The sequence below is a fragment of the Mediannikoviicoccus vaginalis genome, from assembly GCF_928097925.1.
Lineage (GTDB): Bacteria > Bacillota > Clostridia > Tissierellales > Peptoniphilaceae > Mediannikoviicoccus > Mediannikoviicoccus vaginalis.
Map to the genome: position 1 here is coordinate 1,786,175 of NZ_CAKMRI010000001.1, position 22,974 is coordinate 1,809,148.

Here is a 22,974-nt window from a genome sequence, read left to right on the forward strand (position 1 = left end):
AGCTTCTATTATGTTAGAAACTCGTTAGTAAGCTTATATGAATTTGTCTTTAATATTTAACCAATACCAGTTGTTGTTAAATTGTAATTTGTTAATCCACTTGTCGGAAGTCTTAATCTTTATGCTGTCAAAGTTGTCGCATAGTACATTTAGTCCGTCGTTAATAACCAGTGTTCCAGCCTTGTCCTCAGGACGTCTCTTTAAAGTAAGTACAGAGTCACTTGGTAACACCAATGGGTTTAGTAACGAACGATAGGCCTTGGAGTTAATAGGTGCAAGGGGCGTAAGTTGATAGCCCTTTAGTGATCTGTATAGCACGGCACCTCCGGCAGAATAGTTATAGGCTGTGGAGCCAGATGGTGTTGAAACTAAAAGTGCGTCTCCTGCAAAGGTCTGTAGATGGTTGTCGTCAATAAACACATCTAAATGGATTATAGAAGTGTCTTCAGATCTAATTACAAACTCATTTAGTGCGTTATGAAAATATTCCTTATGTTCTCTAGAATAGACTCTTCCTTCTAACAGGTCGAGCTTCTCCATGTCGTAGTCACCGGCAACAAAGTTTTTTATAAATTTATCTATTTCAAGAACGGATATTTCTTGGAAAAATCCAAGGGTTCCTGTGTTTATACCTACATATGGTGTGCTACTAAAACCGGTTTTGTGAACTGCCCTTAAAAAAGTTCCGTCGCCTCCAACGCAAATATTTAAAACTGCATTTTCATCTATGTCATAATTTGCCGTATATCCTAGGGCTTCAAATTTATGTTTTAACTCTTCTGCAATGATTAGAGATTTTTCTGAACCATTGGTCATTAAATTTATAATTTTATTTTCACTCAAAGGTATTACCTCCTAATATTTAAATTATAACAGAAATCAAAAAATTATGTTTAAAATGATTTCCTTGGGTATATATAAACAGAGTGGGTTAGAAAAATTAAAAAAATATAATAGGAATTTGAAATTCTACCTTGTATTTTATATAATAAAGGTAGCCTTAGTGACAAGTCCTGTTATATAAACCTACACTGACTATAAGGGATGACGGAAGTTCTTACTTTGATGGAAAGCCCCCAAGAGGGGACTTCAGAGATTTAAGACAGTTAACCCACCTTCACATACTGAAGGTTGTTATTTTGCAGGAGTCGCTAGGGTTTTTAATTTAAATTTTTTGGAGGTAAGAAATGAGTATAATTGATTACATTGATGAAAAGAGAAAACAAAAAGAAAGAGAAATCAGAACAGAACTAAGATTAAAACAATTAGAAGATGGACTTAAATCAGTTTCAACTGTAGCAGCTGGAGCATTAGCTGGACTTGCTGTTGGTGTTTTATTTGCACCTAAATCAGGAAAGGAAACTAGAAAGGACATCGCTGATTATACAAGAGAAACAAAGGATGCATTAGCAGATGAAATCGGAAATGCAAAGGATGCTATTGCTACAAAGACTCAAGAGATTAGCGATGACGTTAAAGATAAATATGACGAAATGAGAAATAAAGGATACACTGAACTTGAAAAAGTAGCAGGAGAAGTATCTGACAAGGCTCAAAACTTTGCTGACAAAACTGCTGACAAGGCTGAAGATCTTGGTAAAGATGTAGCTGACAAGGCTGAAAAAGCTGGTAAGAAGGTTGCAGAAAAGACTGAAGAAGCTTCTAAAGAAATAAAACATGACACTAAAAAAGCAGGAGATAAAGTTTCAAAAGCTGCTGATAAAGTAGAAAAAGAAGCTAAAGACAACAAATAGTCTAAGATATTAGAAAGGAAATAGATAATGGATTTAACACAATATTTTCTAATCTTGGTTTATGTGTGCTTAGCGGCGTTTCTTGTAGCATTAACGGTGTTTGTGTTCAAATTAGTTGCAACAATTAAAGAAATTAATAGCACAATCGAAAGAAACCGTAATGATATTGATGCCTCTTTGCGCAGTGTAAGGGAAACTACAGAAAATGTTTCGCTTATTACAAGAAAATCAGACAGATTGATTGAAGACATTTCTCCAGACGTAAGAAAGATAACAAACTCTGTATCAAATGTATCATCAAATGTTGATGGAGTTGTTTCTGATGTTACACATACAGTTGAATTTGTTGCAGAATCTGTAGTAGATGGAGTTGACAATATTAAAACTAAATTCACATCACCATCTAGAAGCATTAAGTCTGCATTTTTCGATAGCTTGAGTTCTGTGATTTCAATCTTTAAGAAATAGAATGTAAAGGAGGGCTATGCTCTCCTTTTGTTTTTTTTAATGCTTATTGATAAATTTTCAAATATTTGATAATATTTTATTGGTGAGAATAGTGCAAAAAATTAAAATAATATATAATCCCACTTCGGGACATCAATTATCAAAAACCTCTGCACATAACTTGGCACTACAATTATTGGATTTAGATTATATGGTGAAGTTGTCACCAACAATGAATGAATCCAGTGCATATGACGAAGCTATAAGTGCTAATAAGGATGGTTTTGATATAATAATTGCCTGTGGTGGAGATGGTACTGTAAATGAAGTCGTAAATGCTATGGCAGAGTCGAAAAGTTCCATGAAATTAGGTATTTATCCTACGGGTACTGTAAACGATTTCGCTACATATCTTGGACTAAATGGATTTACAAGAGACCTGGTACGACTTATAAAAAACGATTTTTATATTCCAGTGGACTTGGGGCAGGCAAATGATAAATATTTTGTAAATGTGGCAGCTGGTGGAAAGATTGCAAGCATCGCCCATGAAACCGACAAGGCATTGAAGACGGTTTTTGGGAAACTTGCCTACTATGCGGAGGGTGCAAAGGCTGTTCCCGATGCATTATCTTCTGGATTTAGGATGACCTACACAGTGGATGGAGTAAAATATGAAGACAACGCTTTAGTGTTTCTCGTATCAAATTCATCTTCCATTGGGGGATTTTCTAAAATAGCCCCTAAGGCATTAGTTACAGATGGTTACTTAGATGTAATAATCATAAAAGACACAGGCAATGTGAGAGATGTGGCCTCAATATTTTTCAAAATATTCTCTGGTGAGCATGTGGAGGACGATAGGGTTGTTTACTTCCACGCTAAGGACATACATGTGGAGTCGGAACAACCGGTGGAGCTGGATATTGATGGAGAGGCCTTTGGTACAACGCCTATTGATATTAAAGTCGCAGACTATAAACTAAAAGTTTTTACAAATATAAAGGAGTGAAGAAATTGTCATCACCTACAATAAAAGATGTGGCAAAACTGGCGGGAGTTTCTATTTCCACAGTTTCTAGGGTAATGAATGACTCAAAACCAGTAAGCCCAGAGTCGAGAAGAAAAGTTCTTGATGCAATTGAAAAACTAGATTTCAAACCAAATGAACTAGCAAGATCTTTAGTTATGAGAAGATCTAATCTTATTGGCGTTGTCGTAAAAGACATAGCCATTTCCCATATGACCGAAATGGTTAGGGGAATTGAAGAAGTTGGTAGAATGTATAATTATGACATTCTTCTATCCAGTTTTTATGGCGACTTGGACTTGGCGAAAAAAATTATAAACTTTATGTTCACTAAGCAAGTTGAAGGTATTATTCTTGTTTCTGAAGATGCCAACCCAGAGCTTGTTTATATGTTAAACAGCCACAAGGCTCCATTTATGCACCTAGACAAGTTCTACGACACTGACGACACATATTCAGTAAATGTGGACTATGTTAAGGCGTCAAAGGACATGACTGAATTCTTAATTGAAAAAGGTCATAAGAATATTTTATTCATCAAGGAATACAGTAATGCCAAGATTGGCCTTGAAAAATCAAAGGGATATAACGAAGTTGTAAAGGAAAATAATTTAAAATCATTTGAAATTTCTGTAGATGGTGTAACCGACAGAGAAGGTTATAATCATGGTGAAGAGATTTGGGAAGTAATTGAAAGGGAAGGCATAACGGCTTGTTTCTTCTCTGAAGATGAACTTGCCATAGGATTTTTAAACTATTGCTATGACAATAACAAAAATGTTCCTGAAGACATTTCTGTGGCTGGCTTTGGAGATATAAAAACAGCTTCTCTATATAGACCAAGACTTACAACTGTTAGGGAGCCTTATTATGATTATGGCGCCGTAGCCGTAAGAAAGATTATAAAAAATCTTAAGGATAAGGAAGACATGGATAAGGTTACAATTCTTCCAAGCAGTTTAATTGTTAGGGAAACGGTAAAGGATTTAAATTAGTTATTGTTGATAATTTATAAATCAAGTGATAGACTAATTATAAGGATAAATTTTAGGAGGAAAAAATGGTAGAAAAAACCTTAGTTGTAAAAAATGAAACAGGTTTACATGCAAGACCTGCTGCATCATTAGTTCAATTTGTTAAAAATTTTGAAGGCACTGTAGAGCTTATTAAAGATGGAAAAACTGCAAATGCTAAGAGTATTTTCAACGTTATGGCACTAGGTGTTTCAAAGGGTTCTGAAATTACCGTAAGAGTTTCAGGTGAAAACGAACAAGAAAACTTAGACAAGCTTGTTGAGTTCATAGAAAACTTAGCAGAGTAAAAAGTAATATATATTTAAAGGATGTTTATCATCCTTTATTTTTTTACTTGGCAAAGCTAATTGAGGTGAAATATGGCAAATACATTAAAGGGTATTGTTGCGTCAGAGGGAGTTGTTTTAGGAAGAGCATATCTCTTTATTAAGGACAAACTTGAAGTGAGCAATAAAAAGATTGACGAAAATGAAATACCTGAAGAAAAAAATAAATTTACAGATGCATTAGATGATTACCGTGAATATTTAAGTAATTTAGAAACCGATACCGATGCTCAAAGAAATGTTGTTGAAGCCCATATTGGAATGCTTGATGACCCATATCTAATTGACACTGTCAATGGAAAGATTGATGTAGGAGAGAATGTGGAAAGTGCTTTAGTAAATTCCATTTCAGAAATGGTTTCTACTATTGAGGGCTTGGACGATCCATATTTAAAAGAGCGTGCTGTAGATTACAAAGACATTGGGGAGAGGCTTCTTCATATATTAAAGGGAGTAAAGCCACAAAAATTATTTCCACTGCCAAAGGATAGCATAATTGTTGCACAGGAGTTAACTCCAACGGACACATCGGTAATGGACAGGGACAATGTTATTGGTTTTTGTATGGACCTAGGGGGAAAGACTGCCCACACTTCCATAATTGCACAGACATTGGGCATTCCGGCACTGGTGGGAATGAAAAATGTTACAAAGGTTGTTAAGGACGGGGACTTAATTATAATTGATGACTACAAGGGACAACTTATTGTAAACCCTGACGAAAAGACCGTTGAAGAATATAAAAAACTAATACAGGAGCAAAAGGAAGAAAAGGAAAGACTTGAGAAGTATAAAAACGAAGACTCTATTACCCCGGACGGAAAAAAAGTGGAAGTTGCAGTTAATATTGGAAATATTGAGGACCTTGAAGATGGAATTGAAAAGGGTGCAAGTTCTGTTGGACTTTTTAGAACGGAGTTTTTATACATGGGCAATACTCACTTTCCTACGGAAGAGGAACAGTTTAAAGTGTATAAAAGGGCGGCAGAACTACTAAAAGGAAACACTTTAGTTATAAGAACACTGGATATTGGTGGAGATAAGTCCCTTTCATACTTTGAGTTCCCTCAAGAGGACAATCCATTTTTAGGATGGAGAGCCCTTAGAATTTGTTTTGATATGTGTGACGTTTTTGAAACACAGCTTAGGGCAATTCTTAGGGCGTCAAAACATGGCAATGTAAAGATACTTCTTCCAATGGTTATCTCCGTTGATGAAATAATTAAATTTAATGAAATTCTTGAAAAAGTAAAGAGTGATTTAAGGAAAAGGCAGGAAGAGTTTAATGAAGATATAGAAGTAGGTATTATGGTGGAAACGCCGGCTTCAAGTATAATTGCAGACGATTTAATAAAATATGTGGACTTCTTTAGTATTGGAACCAATGACCTAACACAATATGTGCTGGCAGTTGACAGGGGAAATGAAAAAATTTCAAATCTTTATTCAACTTATAATAAGGCAGTTCTTCGAATGATAAAAAGAGTTATAGACATATCCCATGAACATGGCAAATGGACAGGAATGTGTGGAGGCTTTGCAGGAGATGAAAAAGCAACTAAGATGTTACTTGGTATGGGCCTTGACGAATTTTCGGTGCCTGGACCAAAGGTTGCAAAGATAAAAGATATTATAAGAAACACCTCTTTAAAAGAAGCAGAAGAGTTTTCAAATGAAATAATAAGTTTAACAACTACAGAGGAAATTGAAAAAAGAATAAAAAAAGAAACCCAAAGATAGATGGCTTGCCTAGGCAGGCCTTTTTAATTATAAAAAAATATTGAATTAGCTTTTATAACATACTAAAATATGGTATAATGAAATAAAATAACAATATAAACGAGAACATCAATATTTTTAAATGCAAAACTGATAGCAACTATTAAAAAAAGATACATAGATTATTCAATTTATCGTGTTGCAGACTTGGATTATAAAGATGATAAGGTTTTCGTTTTAATTTCAAGAAAGAGGGATATTATGTTAAAAAAATTTGCAGCAAAACAATTAATTTCTTATGTGAACTCAGATCCGGAGGAAAGTATTCCAAAATTAATAGAAAATGCAGAACGCTTTCTTCCAAATGTTGAAAAGGACGAAAAGTATAAAAAGATAAAAGAGTTTGCCATGGATAAGGATTCAAATTGGTATAAGTTAATTGAATCCCTATGGACTGATATTGATGACGAAGTTAGAAAGACGCTTATTGAAAACTTCTTTATCAATGGATATTTGGAATGGGCTGATAAGAGACCTAAGCTTATGAAAAAATATGGATGTAGTATTCCGTGGACCATTCTTATGGACCCAACCAGTGGATGTAATTTAAAATGTATTGGATGTTGGGCAAGTGAATATGGAAACAGACTTAACTTAGAATATGAGACATTAAACTCCATTGTTGAGCAAGGTAAGAAGCTTGGAATCTACGTATACCTATTTTCCGGTGGAGAGCCGATGGTTGCTAAGAAGAAAATTATAAGACTCTGCGAAGAACATCAAGACTGTATATTTATATCGTTTACAAATGGAACCTTGATTGACGAAGACTTTGCCAAGGAAATGTTAAGGGTTAAAAACTTTATTCCTACAATTTCCGTTGAAGGCTTTGAAGAGGCAACTGACTCAAGAAGGGGAAAGGGCGTTTTTAAACAAATAGAAAATGCAATGGATATTTTAAAGAAATACAAATTGCCTTTTGGTGCGTCATGTTGCTACACAAAGACCAATGTGGACTCACTAAGCAGTGAAGAATACTTTGACTGGCTTGTTGAAAAGGGAGCTAAGTTTGCCTGGTTCTTTACATTTATGCCAATTGGTATAAATTCAACACCGGAACTTATGGTAACTCCTGAACAAAGGGAAAAGATGTATCATAAAATAAGAGGATACAGAAAGACAAAACCTATCTTCACAATAGACTTCTGGAATGATGGTGAATTTGTAAATGGATGTATTGCAGGTGGGAAGTATTATCTTCATATAAATGCAAATGGCGATGTTGAACCTTGTGCATTCATTCACTATTCAAACATGAATATAAAGGAACACAGTCTAATAGAATGTCTTCAATCAGACTTGTTCATGCAGTATCAAAAGGGACAACCTTTTAACGACAATCTTCTAAGACCTTGCCCACTACTTGATAACCCGGGTAAACTTTCAGGTATGGTGCATGAATCAAATGCAAAATCAACGGATATGGAAGCGCCTGAAGATGTTGATGAATTAAGTAAAAAGACTTTAGAAGCGGCAAAGGCTTGGGCTCCAACAGCTGACAAACTTTGGAATGAAAGTCATGGTAAGGAAGAAGCCAAAACAAAATAAACTTAATCTACAATTAAACATTTAAAGAAGAGCCGACATGTTCGGTTCTTTTTATTTGAAATAGTTTAATAATATGTTAAGATTAAGTTGTATTCCTCATACATAGGGGGCTTGAAAATGAAAGAACAAAATTTGATAAAAACTTTAAAAAATTACAATATAGATGACATCAAAAATATTAGAGAATTAGACAAAAATCAATATGAAATCCTATTAAACTCCAACGAGAAATTTATCTTAAAAATTTTTTCAGGAGATGATTTGGATGAAAAGATTGAAAGGATGAAAAGTTTATTTGAAAATAATAAACTTGCGCCAAAGTTTCTTTATGGAAAACTTTCGGAAGACGAAAACTTTTTGATGTGGAAAGAGGGAAGTCCATTAAAGGAAAAGAGTTTTGAAATTGGTGAAGAACTTGGAAAGTTTTTGAGAGACTTTCATGGTGAGTTTCAAAACAGGGATGATGAATGGAAGAAAAACTTTGACCACAGAATAGTTTTACTTTTACACAACTACTATATGTCAAAGCACGAAGGGCCAAAGGACTACATCATCTTAGACTATTTAAATGAAAATAAATATTTGATTTCAGACAGAAAGCCAAGCTTGTTATTGGGGCTTCAAGATGTTTTAAATATCAATCTCGATGATGAAGGAAGGCTTTCAAATGTAGATTTAACTTTTGGACAAATGGCTGATCCATATTTTCAGTTTAAAAATTTAAATTTTTTGAAAAGTGAAGATTTGGATTATGTTAATGGCTTGATAAAGGGATATTTTAAAGATGGTTCCACGATTTTATTTTTTAAGACCATGGCCGTTTATACAATAGTGGAATATCTTTATGATGAGTTTGAAGACCATGAAAGTATAAATCATGAAAGAATAAATGAAAAAGTTGATAGAATATTAGAGATGTATGACGACTTTACAGATATCTATCCAAATTGGTATAGGAAGTAATATGGCAGGGGAGACCCTGCTTTTTTTGTAAATTATAAGTATTCTACCAACTTTCTACCAACTCTTGTGCCAACTTTATGCCAACTTTTTTTATTAATATATACTCCGTTAGACTTTAAGTACAAACAAAATAAAAACAGAACAGCTATTTTAAACTGTTCTGTATCACTACAAATTCTTGTAGATTTTAATGGTGGAGATGAGGAGAGTCGAACTCCTGTCCGAAAATACATCCAAGGGAAATTCTCCGAGTGCAGCTTATTGTGTTTTGTTCCCTACTACACTAAACAACAAGCAAATACATGTAATAGGTAGTTTCTAATACTTAATTCAAGGCGAAACGAACTTGAATCAGTGTCTCGCTAAATTTGAAGTCAGGCCTTGGACTGCGAGAAAGCCAAGGCGGACTACCGCCATACTAGGCAGCTAATGCTAAATTATCTTCAGCGTTTATATTTAGTTGTCCTTTTTTTACGTTTGTAGACGAAAACGACTCGCTATTCCGAATTCAGTATCCCCGTCGAAACCAGGTTCATCCCCGTATAAATTAATTATAGCTTTAAAGTCAGTAAAAGTCAATGTTAGAGGATTTTCTTTAATCGTCAACATATTATATAATAGAGATAATTGGAGGATTATATGAAGAAAAAATTTATGATAATTGATGGCTCAAGTTTAATCTTTAGAGCCTTTTATGCAATAAGACATTTAACTACTAAGGACGGAATTTTTACAAATGGCGTGTATGGATTTTTGTCAATGTACTACAAGGCCATAGATATGTATAAGCCTGATCATATTGCCGTGGTGCTTGACAAGTCGGGACCGACCTTTAGGGTTGAAGAGTACAAGGACTACAAGGCCAATCGTGACAAGGCTCCTTCTGAACTGTCTTCACAGTTTGGCATATTGAAAGACATTTTACAGGCCATGAATGTGTGTTATGAGGAAGAGTCTGGCTATGAGGCAGATGATATTGCGGGAACCCTTTCAAAAAAAGCATCTAAAGAGGGATACGAAGTACTTTTAGTTACGGGCGACAGGGACTACTTGCAATTAATAGATGAAAATGTAAATGTAATATTAACCGTAAAGGGAATAACTCAAACAAAACGATTTGGCATTGAGGAAGTAAAGGAAAAATATGGCGTAACGCCGATTGAATTAATTGATGTAAAGGGACTAATGGGAGATAGCTCCGACAACATCCCTGGTGTGCCTGGAGTGGGAGAAAAGACTGCCCTAAAACTGATTAAGGAATATAAGAGCATCGAAGAAGTTTATGAAAATATTGAAAATATTTCTGGAAAGGCACTTAAGAAAAATCTAACTGAAAATAAAGACATGGCATTTTTAAGTAAGAAGCTTGGAACCATCTTTACTGAAGTGCCAGTTGAGAGAGAACTTGACGATTATGTTGTTCAAGAACCAAATGTGGAAAAGACAAGGGAGATTTTCGAAAGACTTGAATTTAATTCCTTTTTAAAGGAGCTTCCTGGAACTGAAAAGGAAGTAAAGTTTGAAAAAGCTTTTCTTTCAAAGAGAGTTTCTTCTACTTCTGAAATAGTGAAAGAGCTTTCTGATGAAAAAAATATAACTTTCCATATGTTTTACAATGGGGATAACTATATTCACAGCAATCCTGAATATATTGCCCTTAAAGGCGAAGACAAAGATGAAGTTTTAATTTATGAATTAAAGGATGAAAAGGAGCTAAGTGAATTTAAAGAGCTTTTCTCATCAAAGGATAAAAAGTTTTTGTCCTACCATATAAAATCAGATCTCTATTATCTTTTGAGAAATGGAATTGAAATAGACTTTGAGTACGAAGATATTTCCATAATGGAATATTTAATTGATCCTTCAAACACTAACTACGAAATTAATAAGACTTGTGACCAGTACCTTAATAGAAATATAAAATCTGAAGAGGAAGTTTTTGGTAAGGGAGCAAAGAAAAAGGCTTTAAATGAAGTTGAAGATAAGGAATTAGATGAATACATTTCAAGTTTTATTTCAGTTTGTGAAGATTTAAGAAAGCCGCTTTTAGATATTATTAAAGAAAGGGACATGGATAAACTCTTTTATGACATAGAAAATCCACTTGTAAAAGTTTTAGCAGACATGGAAAATGTTGGATTTAAAGTGGATAGGGAATACCTTGACGAACTAGGAGAGAAGTTTAATAGCGAAATAGAAGAACTTGAAAAGTCCATTCACGATGATGCAGGGGAAGAATTTAATGTAAATAGCCCTAAGCAACTGGGTGAAATATTATTTGAAAAGATGGGCCTTCCTGTAATAAAGAAAACCAAGACAGGTTATTCCACAAATGTGGAAGTGCTGGAGAAACTAAAAGGCGAACACGAAATCATAGAGAAGGTGCTTCGTTTTAGAAGCATAAAGAAACTTCAGTCAACCTATGTTGAAGGACTGTCAAAACTAATATCAGAGGATGGAAGAATTCATTCAACCTTCACACAGACAATTGCAGTTACAGGAAGAATAAGCTCCATCGACCCGAATCTACAAAATATTCCTATTAGAACGGAAGAGGGCCGTCTAATTAGAAAGGCCTTTATTTCTGGAGATGAAAATACTTTAGTAGATGCGGACTATTCACAAATCGAACTTAGGGTGCTGGCACATTTAGCACAGGACGAAGTTATGCTTGAGTCCTTCAAAGAGGGAGTGGACATTCACGCAAAGACTGCGTCGGAAGTGTTCCATGTGGACCTGGACAAGGTAACAGCTCTGGACAGATCAAATGCAAAGGCTGTAAACTTTGGGATCGTCTATGGCATTGGAGACTTTAGTTTGTCACAGGATTTAAATATAACACGTAAAGAAGCGAGAAAGTATATCGATAACTATTTAAATACCTATGAGGGAATTAAAAAATATATGGAAGATATTGTAGAACAGGGAAAAGATATGGGATATGTTCACACAATTATGAACCGTAGAAGATATATTCCAGAGCTTAAGTCAAAAAACTTCAACATCAGAGCCTTTGGAGAAAGAATTGCACTTAATACTCCTATACAGGGTTCCGCGGCGGACATTATAAAACTTGCCATGATTTCAGTTCACAACGAACTTAAAAAGAGAAATCTTAAGAGTAAGCTTGTACTTCAAGTGCATGACGAACTTATTATAGACGCTTATAACGATGAGCTTGATGAAGTGAAGGAGCTTTTAAGAGATTTAATGGAAAATGCAGTTAATCTGGATGTGGATTTAAAAGTTGACATCAGTACAGGAAATAGTTGGTATGAATCAAAATAAAAAAAATTACATCATCACAGGGGGAATTTGCTCTGGCAAGTCCACTGTGATGAACTTCTTAAGAGAAAATGGATTTAAAACCTTCAGTGCAGATGAAATAGTTCATGAACTCTATGAAAGAAAAGAGGTTGCCATTGAAATTGCAAAAATATTTGACGGAAGAGATGTTTTAGATAGAAGAGGACATGTTGACAGAAAAAAACTTTCAAAATATCTATTTGATGAAAAAGAGAAAAGATTAGAACTTGAAAATCTAATTCATCCCATGGTAATAAGAGAGATAATCTCATTGGGAAATGAAAACAGACATGAGGCATATTTTTTCGAGATACCACTATACTCTCTAATAGAGGAGAGGTTACAAAATAGCCTTCTTTATGATATAATTTCTGTTGATTGTAAGAAAGATACACAAATAGAAAGATTAATGAAAAGACAAGATATTTCCCTTGAGGAAGCGGAAAAGATTATTTCGGTGAACGATATTTGGAGAAAATTTAAACAAAAACCACTGAAAATAATTTATAATGAGAAGAGCTTACAAGAAACTCAGAGGGAACTTAAACTCTTTTTAATAGAGGAGAAATTATTATGAAAAAATTTTTCAAAGGACTGTTAAAATTTATAATTGCCATACTAATAGTTGGGATACTTGCATCCTTTGCAGTTGTTGCATATGGAACTAGTACAAGACCTGTGGAACATGTGGAAGAGATAAAAAAATATAGTGAAGAGTATGCGGTGGATCCACTGTTGGTGCTTTCAGTTATAAAAGTTGAAAGTAACTTTAACGAAAAGGCACAGTCACACATGAATGCAGTTGGATTAATGCAACTTATTCCAAAGACTTCACAATGGATTTGTGAAAAGATGGGCATTGAATACACAGAAGAGATGTTACAAGATCCAGATACCAATATAAAACTAGGAACATATTATCTGTCCTACCTACTAAACCACTTTGGAGACACAGACCTTGCCATAATCGCCTATAATGGAGGTATGGGAAATGTGCAAGAGTGGCTTGACAAGGGAATAGTTGGAAAAGGTGGAGAAGGATTTGAAAATATTCCAATAGACGAAGCCAGATACTACGATGTAAAAGTAAAGAAGAACTACGAAATTTATAAAACATTCTACGAAGACAAAGAACTTAAAGATGGAATGCATAAGGATTTTAAAAACTGGCTTAACAACTATGGAAGACAGTTAAAGGAGTTTAAGAGAAACTTTTAAACTAAGCAGAGGTGGTGGAACTGGTATACACGCTATCTTGAGGGGGTAGTGGGAAATTCTCGTGAGGGTTCGAATCCCTTCCTCTGCACCATAGACCTTGTAAGTGGCTATTTCAAGCGATTGGAGTGTGCGAAAAGGGTCAATTGTTTGCTACCTGGTTGCTACCAGACAAACTGATATAAAAATAAAATAATAAATGCCCAGTCTTGTACTGGGCATTAGTTGTATATAAATAATGTTTTATGTTAAGTCCCTTCTATAATTTTATTTAGACTATGTTACTATTATTTGTTTTTCTCCGATTATACTCTTTACCATTCCTATTTTAGCTGCAACTAGTAGGGGACTTTTTATTATACTTATTTTTGTTCTATCTTTGGTAATCTCTCTGTAAATCCCAAATCATTTACAATTTTGTTGTATGCTAAAGGATTGATTTTTCTTTCTAATTTTCTAAACCTTTTACTAATTGAATTATTTAATTGCTTAAATTCTTGGTCCAATAAAAAACATTTCATTGTAATAAAGGCATTGAATATGTCGTTTCTTGGGGAGTCTTTTAACACTCCGTAAGATTCGTGCATAAAAGAATTAAATCTATTATGGTTTCTAAATTTATAATCTATAATTTTGTTGTTATGGGCTATTTTATTTCTTAATTCAACCAAGTTTATTAAATAAGATTCTAGTTGAACAGATTCCAATATCACTTTTTCACAAGTTGTATTAACTTTAAGAAAATAAGAAAGATCTTTTGCTATTCTATTTTTAAGACTCATGGGCATATATGAATATAACTTAGAAGTTTGCCCAAAGGTCAAGTTGTTTACTAAAACCCACATAGGTACATCTTCGTGTTTCAAAACATAGTGTTCTATCGAATTGTTCTTTTGCTTAATATTATTTGATATAATATTTGATAATTGGGATATGAATTTTGAAACATCCAAAATTTTATCGGTATCATAGTTATTAATATCCAAATATGGATATCTAATATCTTTGAAGTATTCACTATATCTATATGCAAAAATAGACTTAAAGGTTTTTTCGGACTCTATTAGATATGTGAAAAATATTGTTTTAATATTTTTATCAAAATGGTGCACATCAATTATATTTTTAAAATCAGTACCATCTATGTATTTCCCGTTGGAAGATAAGAAATATTTACTATAGCAGTTGATAATATTGTAGTAATTGTTATGCAACAGATAAACTTTTGCTTCTTCTTTGTTTGTAAATAATATATTTCTGTCTTCTAATATTTCAATTTGTTCATCTAGTGTTTTAAATGGTTTCATAAAAAAATACCCCCCATAATAATGGAGGGTATTTCCGCACGCATGTTCCCTTGGGAAGTATGATGCTAATCTCTAACTCCATTATATGATTAATTTGAAAATTTTACAAGTTTTCTTAGATCTTATACAAGTTTTCTTAAACTAAAGATAGTTTTTCATTAAATAAATTTCTTGCAATATTACGTTATACATTACAACTTTTCCTATTATCTCAACATTTTCTTTTGCTAAGTAATATACCATGTCTGTAAAAACAGAGGAAGTTGATTCTGGTTTAAATATAATTCTAGATTTGACTTTGTATTGTCTTTTGCACTAAAGTTATAACATTCATCATTAAATGTTACTATATCATAAACTTCCATCATATTAAGCTTCGAAGGTTGTATTCTAAAAAGGACTATTTTCCTTATGAATTGTATAGTTCTTTTCGCGTATTACAAAGCACTCCAGCAACCATTGGTCACTGGAGTATTTTTATTTAGAATATTCTTCCCAAGCCTTTTCAAATTCTTCTAAAACTTCAGGGCTTATGTTTTTAACTCTTAAATAGATTAAGATTGAATCTTTATTATCATCCTCTGGAAAGTTAGAGTCTGATTCTATTAGTTTTACAAGTTCACTAAATTCTTCTTTTGAATTTTCTGCCACCCAATTTTTAAAATTAATTTTGTTCAAAATGAACACCTCCTATTAATGATATTATATCATGGTAAAGTAAAAAAATAAAAATTGATTTAATAATTGTTATCATAATTTACATCTGCAATTTTTAGGAGTAAACTGTAAGTGTACAGAAAAATTATTTAAAAGGAGGACGATTATGGCTTGTACAACTTTACTTGTAGGTAAAAATGCTTCTTATGATAACTCAACTATAGTTACAAGAAGTGAAGATTCACCTTCAGGGGAATATAATGCGAAGAGATTTATTGTGGTTGAACCTAAGGATCAACCTAAAAGATATAAATCTGTAATTTCAGAATGTGAGTTTGATCTTCCGGACAATCCACTTAGATATACTGCCCATCCAAATTCAGATCTTTCAGAGGGAATTTGGGGATGCAATGGAACTAATTCAAAAAATATTTCAATGACTGCAACTGAAACCATTACTACAAATCCAAGGGTTTTAGGTGCGGATCCACTTTTAATAAACAATAAAGACAAAAAGGAAGGTGGACTTGGGGAAGAAGACTTTGTAACTGTTGTGCTTCCATATATTTCATCTGCCAGAGAAGGTGTTGAAAGACTTGGAAAACTTTTGGAAGAACATGGAACTTATGAATCAAATGGAATTGCCTTTCAAGATGAAGATGAAATATGGTGGCTTGAAACAATTGGCGGACATCACTGGATGGCAAGTCGTGTTCCTGATGACTGCTATGTAGTTATGCCTAATCAACTTGGTATAGACTACTTTGACTTTGAAGATGCATATGGCAAGAAGGAAAACTTTATGTGCTGTGAAGACTTAAAGGAATGGACTGAAGAACATCATCTTAATTTAAATAAGGACGACGACTTTAATCCAAGATTTGCATATGGCTCTGGAGAAGACTCTGACAGAGTTTATAACACACCAAGGGCTTGGGGTATGTTAAGACATTTCAATCCAAGATCCTTTGTATGGGATGGAGTTGATGCAGACTTTACACCTGAAGATTTAGACTTACCATGGGCAATGGTACCTGAAAGAAAAATTACAATCGAGGACATGAAATATGTACTTTCATACTACTACCAAGGAACAGAATTTAGTTCCTATGGCAAGGGAGAAAAGAGGGGCAAGTACAGACCTATAGGAATTAATAGAAATAATGTTACTGTGTTTACTCAAATCAGACCATATATTGGCGAAGGAAACAAAGTTGTGGAATGGCATGCCCTTGGATCAAATGCATTTAACTCTGCAGTTGCCCTTTATGCAAATGTAAGAACAACTCCAGACTACTTCGCAGACGATTCAAATACTGTAACTACAAATAACTTCTACTGGACAAATAGACTTATTGGCGCGCTTGTGGATGCACACTATAGTGATGCAATAGTAGAAGTGGAAAGATATAATCAAAAGATTATGGCAAAGTCCCACGAAATGCTTATAAAGACAGATAGAGAAGTAAAGGAAAAAGATTTAAAAGGCGACGCTCTACATGAAGTTTTAGAAAAGGCAAACCAAGAAATTTCTGACTTCACAGAAGGAGAAACTAATAAACTTTTAGACAAAGTTTTATATATAGCGTCAAATAATATGAAGAATGCCTTCTCAAGAAGTGATAACTAAAAAAGGGCCCATAGGGGCTCTTTTAGTTTATTTCATCAAGGTCTATTTTATCCAGGCCTTCATAATAATAGGACTGTTGTATTCCTCTCATATATACATTTCTATTCTTTATGTCTTCTGTTAGTGCACTTTTAAGTAGATGTTTTAGCTCTAAAGAGTTAACTGGAGAACGCTCCATTGCACTTAAATAGGAATATTTATCTATTTTTTCCCAATCTACACATTGACCAATGCTGTCTTTAAGCATTATATCTAGCCAAATTCTCATTGAACGGCCATTGCCTTCCCTAAAAGGATGGGCCACATTCATTTCCACATACTTATCAACTATTTCATCGAATGTATTCTGTGGCATCTTTTCAATTATTTTCAAATTGTCATTTAAAAAAAGCATTGGAGCAAATCGAAAATTGCCCTTAGAAATATTTACATTTCTAATTTCTCCAGCAAAATCAAAAACATCTTGGAATAAATATTTGTGAATATCTTGAAGACCTTTTAATGTACCTGGTTCGATTTTTTTAATTATATCTTTATCCCAAAGTTCTAAAGCCCTTTTTTTACTTAATTTTTCTTCATCTAGCATAATTTCACCAAACTTTCTATTTCTCAAATTCTATATTAAATAAAGCCTCGTCTCCAATCTTACTTCCGTTTTCGTCCAGTGCCTGTGGGATTACAAGTTTTAAGTTTTCATCTTTCGTTACGAATTCATCCACGAAAAAGGTCAAGTTTCCTTCGTCCATGGAGTTTCCGTTAAAGTCGCCATCAAAGTTGTCGGACTTTGTCATGTCGGGAAGGTACTCTTTATTATTTGAATCAACTATTTTTGCGTTTTTCATGTCCAGACTATGAACTTCCTTAGACATATGCTCTACAAAAATATTTACATTTAGGAAGTAAATCATCTTTTGACCTTTAAATTCATCTAGATGTTCATCTTTTACTTCGAGACTACTTAACTGAACTGCATTTAATTTAAAATTAAACGGGCCATTTGAAATTGTTTTATCCATTTCGTCTAGACTTTTAAGTATAGTCCTCTTTCCTATTTCAGTTTCAATCTCTTTACCTGTTACATCATGTTCGTGTTCATGATCATGTTCATGGTCATGTTCGTGGTCATGGTCATTTATATGATTTTCGCTGCTCTTTATATTTGATTCCACATTATTTTGGACTTTGCACGAAGCAAGGCCTATAAAAAGAAATAACAATAGAATAAATTTTGTAATTTTTTTCATCAATACCTCCAAGTATAATTCTAATACTATTTTATCATAGTGAATAAAAATATTGATTATGATTTTATGTTTTATCCTTGTGTTATAATTATAATGTTAAAACAATGAATTTATTGCATACTATGGAGGAAATAGAATGAAAGATGTTTACGAAAGAGCCTTAGAAGCTCACAGAAATTGGAAGGGAAAACTTAGTGTAGAATCAAAGGCAAAGATTGATTCCAAGGAAGAACTTGGACTTGCATACACTCCTGGAGTTGCGGAGCCTTGCAGAGAAATAGCAAAGGACAAGGACCTTGCTTATGAATACACTTGGAAGGGCAATTCAATTGCGGTTATCTCCGACGGTACTGCTGTGCTTGGACTTGGTGACATAGGACCTGAAGCGGCACTACCTGTAATGGAAGGAAAGTCAGTGCTATTTAAAAAGTTTGGTGGAGTAAATGCAGTGCCAGTGGTTTTAAATACAAAGGACACTGAAGAGATTATTCAAACTATAAAGAATATTGCTCCAACCTATGGTGGAATCAACCTAGAGGACATCTCCGCTCCAAGATGCGTTGAAATAGAGAGAAGACTTATTGAAGAGCTTGACATTCCAGTGTTTCATGACGACCAACATGGTACTGCCATCGTTGTTACAGCTGCACTGATAAACTCATTAAAGCTTGCTGAGAAAGAGGCGAAAGATGTTACCGTTGTTATTTCGGGAACGGGAGCTGCAGGTTTTTCAATAATTAATATGGTGAAGAGACTTGGTGTTAGAAATATTTATGCCTTTAATAGAAAGGGTGTATTGAAGAGATCTGAAATTGCATTTTATAACTTTGTAGAAAAGGAAATTGCAGAGATTACAAATATAGAAGACGAAGACATAACAATGGAAGAAGCCATGAAAAAGGCAGATGTCTTTATAGGAGTATCTGGGCCAAATGTTATTAACGCCGAAATGGTTAGAAGTATGAAGACTAAGCCTATAGTATTTGCCATGGCAAATCCTGAGCCGGAAATCCCATATGAAGAGGCCATTAAAGGCGGCGCATTTGTTGCTGGAACAGGTAGATCAGACTTCCCTAACCAAGTTAACAATGTACTTGCATTCCCAGGACTTTTCAAAGGTGCATTAAAGGCGAGGGCAAAGAAGATTACTGAAGAGATGAAGATGGCGGCGGCAGTTGGAATTGCAAATTTAATTCCAGAAGATGAATTAAATCCTGAATATGTTATACCTTCAGTTTTTGATGAAAGAGTGGCAGACTTTGTGGCTGAAGAAGTTATTAGGGTTGCTGAATTGGAAAGTAGGAGAAGTTAATGAAGATAAATTTTAATAAAGAAGACAATACAAAGCTCTTCTACAGACTTTTAACGGTCTTTATTTCCATACTTTTCTTTTTTATAATCTATCGCTTTGACGGTTTTAAAAAGGGATTTGGAAATATATTTAGTATACTTTCACCAATTATTTATGGTGGGGTTATTGCATATATACTAAATATGCCCATGGATTTTATTGAAAGAAATTTAAATAAGATAAGTGGATTTAGAAAGCTTTCTTTTAAAAAGAAGAGAATGATATCTCTAATAATTACTTACTTAATCGTAATTATTTTAATAGTTGTATTCTTCTCCCTTTTAATTCCACAAATAGTTGACTCGGTTTCAAAGTTAAGCGACATGATATCTGATTATTTAAAAAATAATGAGTTTGAGTCATGGGGAGAGTTTTTCAACAAGTATGGTGTTAATGAAAAAGTATCTGACTTTTTAACAGAACGAATAGCACAGTTAACAGAATATTTAAAGAGTATTTTATCAAAGGTTGGACCAAAATTAACCTCCTTTGCATCTGGATTTGTTTCAGTGCTTTTCAAACTTGGAATTGGACTTATAGTGTCACTATACCTTTTAAATGACAAAGAACACTTTGGAGCAATGTCAAAGAAAGCGACCTTTGCAATCTTTCCTAAGAAAGTCGCAGCAAAGTTAATAAGCATTGCAAGGGACATTGGAAAGACCGTTAAACAAACTTTAACAGGTGACCTATTGGCATCAATTATTTTAGGTATAGAAATATCTGTAGTATTACTTGTCCTAAAGGTTGAAGGCGTAATTATCATGGGAATACTAATCGCACTAACCAATATGATTCCATATATCGGACCGATTATTGGAGCAATCCCAGTGTTTATAATGATTGGTGTTCAAGATATAAAGGCGGCATTTATATTCTTAATAGCAATTGTAATAGGGCAACAGCTTGATGGAAATGTTATAAAGCCAAGAATTCACTCTGACTCCATAGGAATAAATTCATTTTGGATACTGTTTGCAATTATAATTGGTGGATCCATGTTTGGAATAATAGGAATGATTATAGGTGTTCCAATTTTTGCAGTCATTTTCGGCTTAGTAAAAGAACTTATAGAATACATCCTAGCTAGAAAAAACCTACCAGTAAACACATCTGAATATGAAGTTGATAAAAAATAGAGAAGGTCGGTACATTGTACCGGCTTTTTAAATGTAGATAATACATCTTTATAACAAAGCTCTATTAATCAATCATAAAAAAATTAGATTTTAATACAAAAGAAATTGTTTTCATGGTATAATCAGAGTAAGGTAAATTAACGGGAGGTAAAGATGAAAACATATACAACAGATAAGATTAGAAATTTATGTTTAGTTGGGCATAGTGGAGTTGGTAAAACTAGCTTAATCGAATCGATGTTAAACATCACTGGCGTGACTAAACGTATAGGTAAAGTTGAAGAGGGAAACACCGTTTCTGACTTTTCAAAGGAAGAGATAAAGAGGGGCTCTTCAATCAATACAACCGTTATCCCAATAGAATATGACGGTTTCAAAGTAAATCTAATAGACACTCCGGGATATTTCGACTTTAAGAACGAAGTTTACTCAGCACTAAGAGCTTCTGAAGCGGCACTTGTATTAATAGACTCTTCAAGTGGAATAGAAGTTGGAACTGAAAAAGTTCTTAATTATACAAAGGAAATTCAATTACCAAGAATAATATTCGTAAATAAGATGGAGAAAGAAAATGCAAATCTAAACAAAATAGTCTCCGATCTTCATATAAATTTTGATAAAAAAGTTATTCCTTTTACACTTACAATGGGTGAAGGCGAAAACTTTACAGGACTTATTGACGTATTAAACAAAAAAGCATATGAATATGATGGATTTACAAGAAAAGAAGTTCCTATTCCTGAAAATAGAGTTGACGAAGTTGAAGTTGTTTATGGCGAAATAGTTGAAATCGTTGCAGAAAGTGACGAAGAGCTTATGAACAAGTATTTCGATGGTGAAGAGTTTAACCACGAAGAACTTATGGAAGGTATAACAACTGCGCTTCTAGAAGGATCAGCAGTTCCTCTAGTGGCAGGTTCAACAGATACGGGAGCAGGTATCGATATACTTCTTGAAACAATAACCGAATTTATGCCAGCGCCTTCAGATGAAAGAGCAAAATATGGATTTAGACTTGAAGATGGAAACTACAGAGGAGTTCATCCTGATGAACCACTTTCAGCAGTTGTATTCAAAACTATAACTGACCCATTTGTAGGAAAGATTTCCATATTTAAAGTTGTTTCAGGAAAGCTTACTAAAGACACTGAAATATATAATGCAAATAAAGACAAGACAGAAAAAATTGGTAACCTATTCTACATTAGAGGTAAAGAGCAAATAGAAACAAACGAAGTTGTTGCAGGGGACATTGGTGCTATTTCAAAACTTAGCATTACAGAAACTGGGGACACACTTTGCACAAAGGCTCATCCAATAGAGTACAAGGCGCTAAAGGTTCCAAAAGCATCATACTACATTGCCATTGAACCGGTTTCAAAGGGAGATGAAGACAAGATTTCATCTGCACTTTCAAAACTACAAGAGGAAGATCCAAGTCTTAATGTTGAAAGAAATCCTGAAACAAAACAACTTGTAATCGGTGGACAAGGTAATGTTCAACTACAATCAATACTAAATAGACTTAAAGATGAATTTGGCGTTGGAACAGAAATAATTCCACTTAAGATTGCATATAGAGAAACTATCAAGGGCAAATCAGATGTTCAAGGTAAACACAAGAAACAATCTGGTGGTGCAGGACAATATGGTGATGTATTTATTAGATTCGAACCAACAGAAGAAGACTTTGTTTTCGAAGAAGAAGTATTCGGTGGTGCAGTTCCAAAGAACTACTTCCCTGCAGTTGAAAAAGGTTTAATAGAGTCACTTGAAAAGGGACCATTGGCAGGATACCCAGTAGTTAATATCAAAGCAACACTTTATGATGGATCATACCATCCAGTTGACTCAAACGAAATGGCATTTAAGATGGCAGCGCAACTTGCCTTCAGAAAAGGTATTAAAGAAGCAAAACCAGTACTACTTGAACCTATAATGAAAATAGTTATTACAGTTCCAGAAGAGTACATGGGTGATGTTATGGGAGACATGAACAAGAGACGTGGTAGAATTCTTGGAATGGATTCACAAGAAGACGGAACACAAGTTGTTACAGCGGAAGCTCCACATGCAGAACTTTTTGAATACTCAATTGACCTTCGTTCAATGACACAGGCAAGAGGGGACTTTGAAATGGAATTTGAAAGATATGAAGAAGTTCCATCAAATGTTGCAGAAAAAATTATAGAACAAGCAGGTACGGAAGAATAAAATTAAAGGTCGACCCATATGGGTTGACCT

General features: G+C 34.0%; 20 protein-coding genes, 1 tRNA gene and 1 other RNA gene. 16 read left to right on the forward strand and 6 right to left on the reverse strand.

Features of this window, described 5'->3' with window-relative positions:
- Positions 1-33 precede the first annotated feature (33 nt).
- Positions 34-843 (reverse strand): NAD(+)/NADH kinase, encoded by an 810-nt coding sequence (locus L6651_RS08430; RefSeq protein ID WP_237037482.1) that lies wholly within the window; start codon positions 841-843, stop codon positions 34-36.
- Positions 844-1,187: 344 nt separating this feature from the next.
- Between L6651_RS08430 and L6651_RS08435 the strand changes: the two genes are divergently transcribed.
- From L6651_RS08435 to L6651_RS08470, 8 genes are all read left to right on the forward strand, one after another.
- On the forward strand, positions 1,188-1,754 hold the full coding sequence (locus L6651_RS08435; protein WP_237037483.1) for a YtxH domain-containing protein: 567 nt from the start codon (positions 1,188-1,190) through the stop codon (positions 1,752-1,754).
- Between the two features lie 27 nt (positions 1,755-1,781).
- Positions 1,782-2,222, forward strand: a complete 441-nt coding sequence (locus tag L6651_RS08440; RefSeq protein WP_237037484.1) for a hypothetical protein — start codon at positions 1,782-1,784, stop codon at positions 2,220-2,222.
- A 91-nt stretch (positions 2,223-2,313) separates the two neighbouring features.
- Complete coding sequence (locus L6651_RS08445) at positions 2,314-3,213, forward strand: diacylglycerol/lipid kinase family protein (protein WP_237037485.1); 900 nt, start codon at positions 2,314-2,316, stop codon at positions 3,211-3,213.
- Positions 3,214-3,218: 5 nt separating this feature from the next.
- A complete protein-coding gene (locus L6651_RS08450; protein ID WP_237037486.1) occupies positions 3,219-4,226 on the forward strand; it encodes a LacI family DNA-binding transcriptional regulator in 1,008 nt (335 codons plus the stop codon).
- Between the two features lie 65 nt (positions 4,227-4,291).
- Positions 4,292-4,552 (forward strand): HPr family phosphocarrier protein, encoded by a 261-nt coding sequence (locus tag L6651_RS08455; RefSeq protein WP_237037487.1) that lies wholly within the window; start codon positions 4,292-4,294, stop codon positions 4,550-4,552.
- 72 nt (positions 4,553-4,624) lie between these two features.
- On the forward strand, positions 4,625-6,331 hold the full coding sequence (gene ptsP / locus L6651_RS08460) for a phosphoenolpyruvate--protein phosphotransferase (RefSeq protein WP_237037488.1): 1,707 nt from the start codon (positions 4,625-4,627) through the stop codon (positions 6,329-6,331).
- A 240-nt stretch (positions 6,332-6,571) separates the two neighbouring features.
- Positions 6,572-7,918, forward strand: coding sequence for a radical SAM protein (locus L6651_RS08465; protein WP_237037489.1), 1,347 nt, complete (start codon positions 6,572-6,574; stop codon positions 7,916-7,918).
- Positions 7,919-8,035: 117 nt separating this feature from the next.
- Positions 8,036-8,881: an aminoglycoside phosphotransferase family protein gene (locus L6651_RS08470; RefSeq protein ID WP_237037490.1), complete on the forward strand. Its 846-nt coding sequence runs from the start codon at positions 8,036-8,038 to the stop codon at positions 8,879-8,881.
- A gap of 191 nt (positions 8,882-9,072) precedes the next feature.
- On the opposite strand, the gene ssrA is transcribed toward L6651_RS08470, so the two are convergent.
- Positions 9,073-9,421, reverse strand: a transfer-messenger RNA (tmRNA) gene (gene ssrA, locus L6651_RS08475).
- Positions 9,422-9,520: 99 nt separating this feature from the next.
- Between ssrA and polA the strand changes: the two genes are divergently transcribed.
- The 4 genes from polA to L6651_RS08495 all read left to right on the forward strand — a co-directional run bounded on the left by polA (position 9,521) and on the right by L6651_RS08495 (position 13,496).
- Positions 9,521-12,169, forward strand: a complete 2,649-nt coding sequence (polA, locus tag L6651_RS08480) for a DNA polymerase I (protein WP_237037491.1) — start codon at positions 9,521-9,523, stop codon at positions 12,167-12,169.
- A complete protein-coding gene (gene coaE, locus L6651_RS08485) occupies positions 12,156-12,764 on the forward strand; it encodes a dephospho-CoA kinase (protein ID WP_237037492.1) in 609 nt (202 codons plus the stop codon). Before polA ends, coaE begins: the two co-directional genes overlap by 14 nt.
- Entirely contained in the window at positions 12,761-13,405 is a 645-nt protein-coding gene (locus L6651_RS08490) for a lytic transglycosylase domain-containing protein (protein ID WP_237037493.1), read from the forward strand. The genes coaE and L6651_RS08490 overlap by 4 nt, the downstream gene beginning before the upstream one ends.
- A gap of 5 nt (positions 13,406-13,410) precedes the next feature.
- A tRNA-Leu gene (locus L6651_RS08495) sits at positions 13,411-13,496 on the forward strand.
- A gap of 268 nt (positions 13,497-13,764) precedes the next feature.
- Here L6651_RS08495 and L6651_RS08500 read toward each other — a convergent pair.
- Both L6651_RS08500 and L6651_RS08505 read right to left on the reverse strand, forming a co-directional pair.
- Positions 13,765-14,709, reverse strand: a complete 945-nt coding sequence (locus L6651_RS08500) for an Abi family protein (protein ID WP_237037494.1) — start codon at positions 14,707-14,709, stop codon at positions 13,765-13,767.
- 477 nt (positions 14,710-15,186) lie between these two features.
- Complete coding sequence (locus L6651_RS08505; RefSeq protein ID WP_237037495.1) at positions 15,187-15,387, reverse strand: YozE family protein; 201 nt, start codon at positions 15,385-15,387, stop codon at positions 15,187-15,189.
- 145 nt (positions 15,388-15,532) lie between these two features.
- On the opposite strand from L6651_RS08505, the gene L6651_RS08510 reads away from it, so the two are divergent.
- A complete protein-coding gene (locus tag L6651_RS08510) occupies positions 15,533-16,996 on the forward strand; it encodes a C69 family dipeptidase (RefSeq protein ID WP_237037496.1) in 1,464 nt (487 codons plus the stop codon).
- A gap of 22 nt (positions 16,997-17,018) precedes the next feature.
- On the opposite strand, the gene fic is transcribed toward L6651_RS08510, so the two are convergent.
- Both fic and L6651_RS08520 read right to left on the reverse strand, forming a co-directional pair.
- Positions 17,019-17,582, reverse strand: a complete 564-nt coding sequence (fic, locus tag L6651_RS08515; protein WP_237037497.1) for a protein adenylyltransferase Fic — start codon at positions 17,580-17,582, stop codon at positions 17,019-17,021.
- A gap of 16 nt (positions 17,583-17,598) precedes the next feature.
- Positions 17,599-18,240: a DUF4352 domain-containing protein gene (locus L6651_RS08520; RefSeq protein ID WP_237037498.1), complete on the reverse strand. Its 642-nt coding sequence runs from the start codon at positions 18,238-18,240 to the stop codon at positions 17,599-17,601.
- A gap of 136 nt (positions 18,241-18,376) precedes the next feature.
- On the opposite strand from L6651_RS08520, the gene L6651_RS08525 reads away from it, so the two are divergent.
- The 3 genes from L6651_RS08525 to fusA all read left to right on the forward strand — a co-directional run bounded on the left by L6651_RS08525 (position 18,377) and on the right by fusA (position 22,944).
- Positions 18,377-19,552, forward strand: a complete 1,176-nt coding sequence (locus tag L6651_RS08525; protein ID WP_237037499.1) for an NAD(P)-dependent malic enzyme — start codon at positions 18,377-18,379, stop codon at positions 19,550-19,552.
- A complete protein-coding gene (locus L6651_RS08530) occupies positions 19,552-20,730 on the forward strand; it encodes an AI-2E family transporter (protein ID WP_237037500.1) in 1,179 nt (392 codons plus the stop codon). The genes L6651_RS08525 and L6651_RS08530 overlap by 1 nt, the downstream gene beginning before the upstream one ends.
- Positions 20,731-20,883: 153 nt before the next feature.
- Positions 20,884-22,944: an elongation factor G gene (gene fusA, locus L6651_RS08535; protein ID WP_237037501.1), complete on the forward strand. Its 2,061-nt coding sequence runs from the start codon at positions 20,884-20,886 to the stop codon at positions 22,942-22,944.
- Positions 22,945-22,974: the final 30 nt, after the last annotated feature.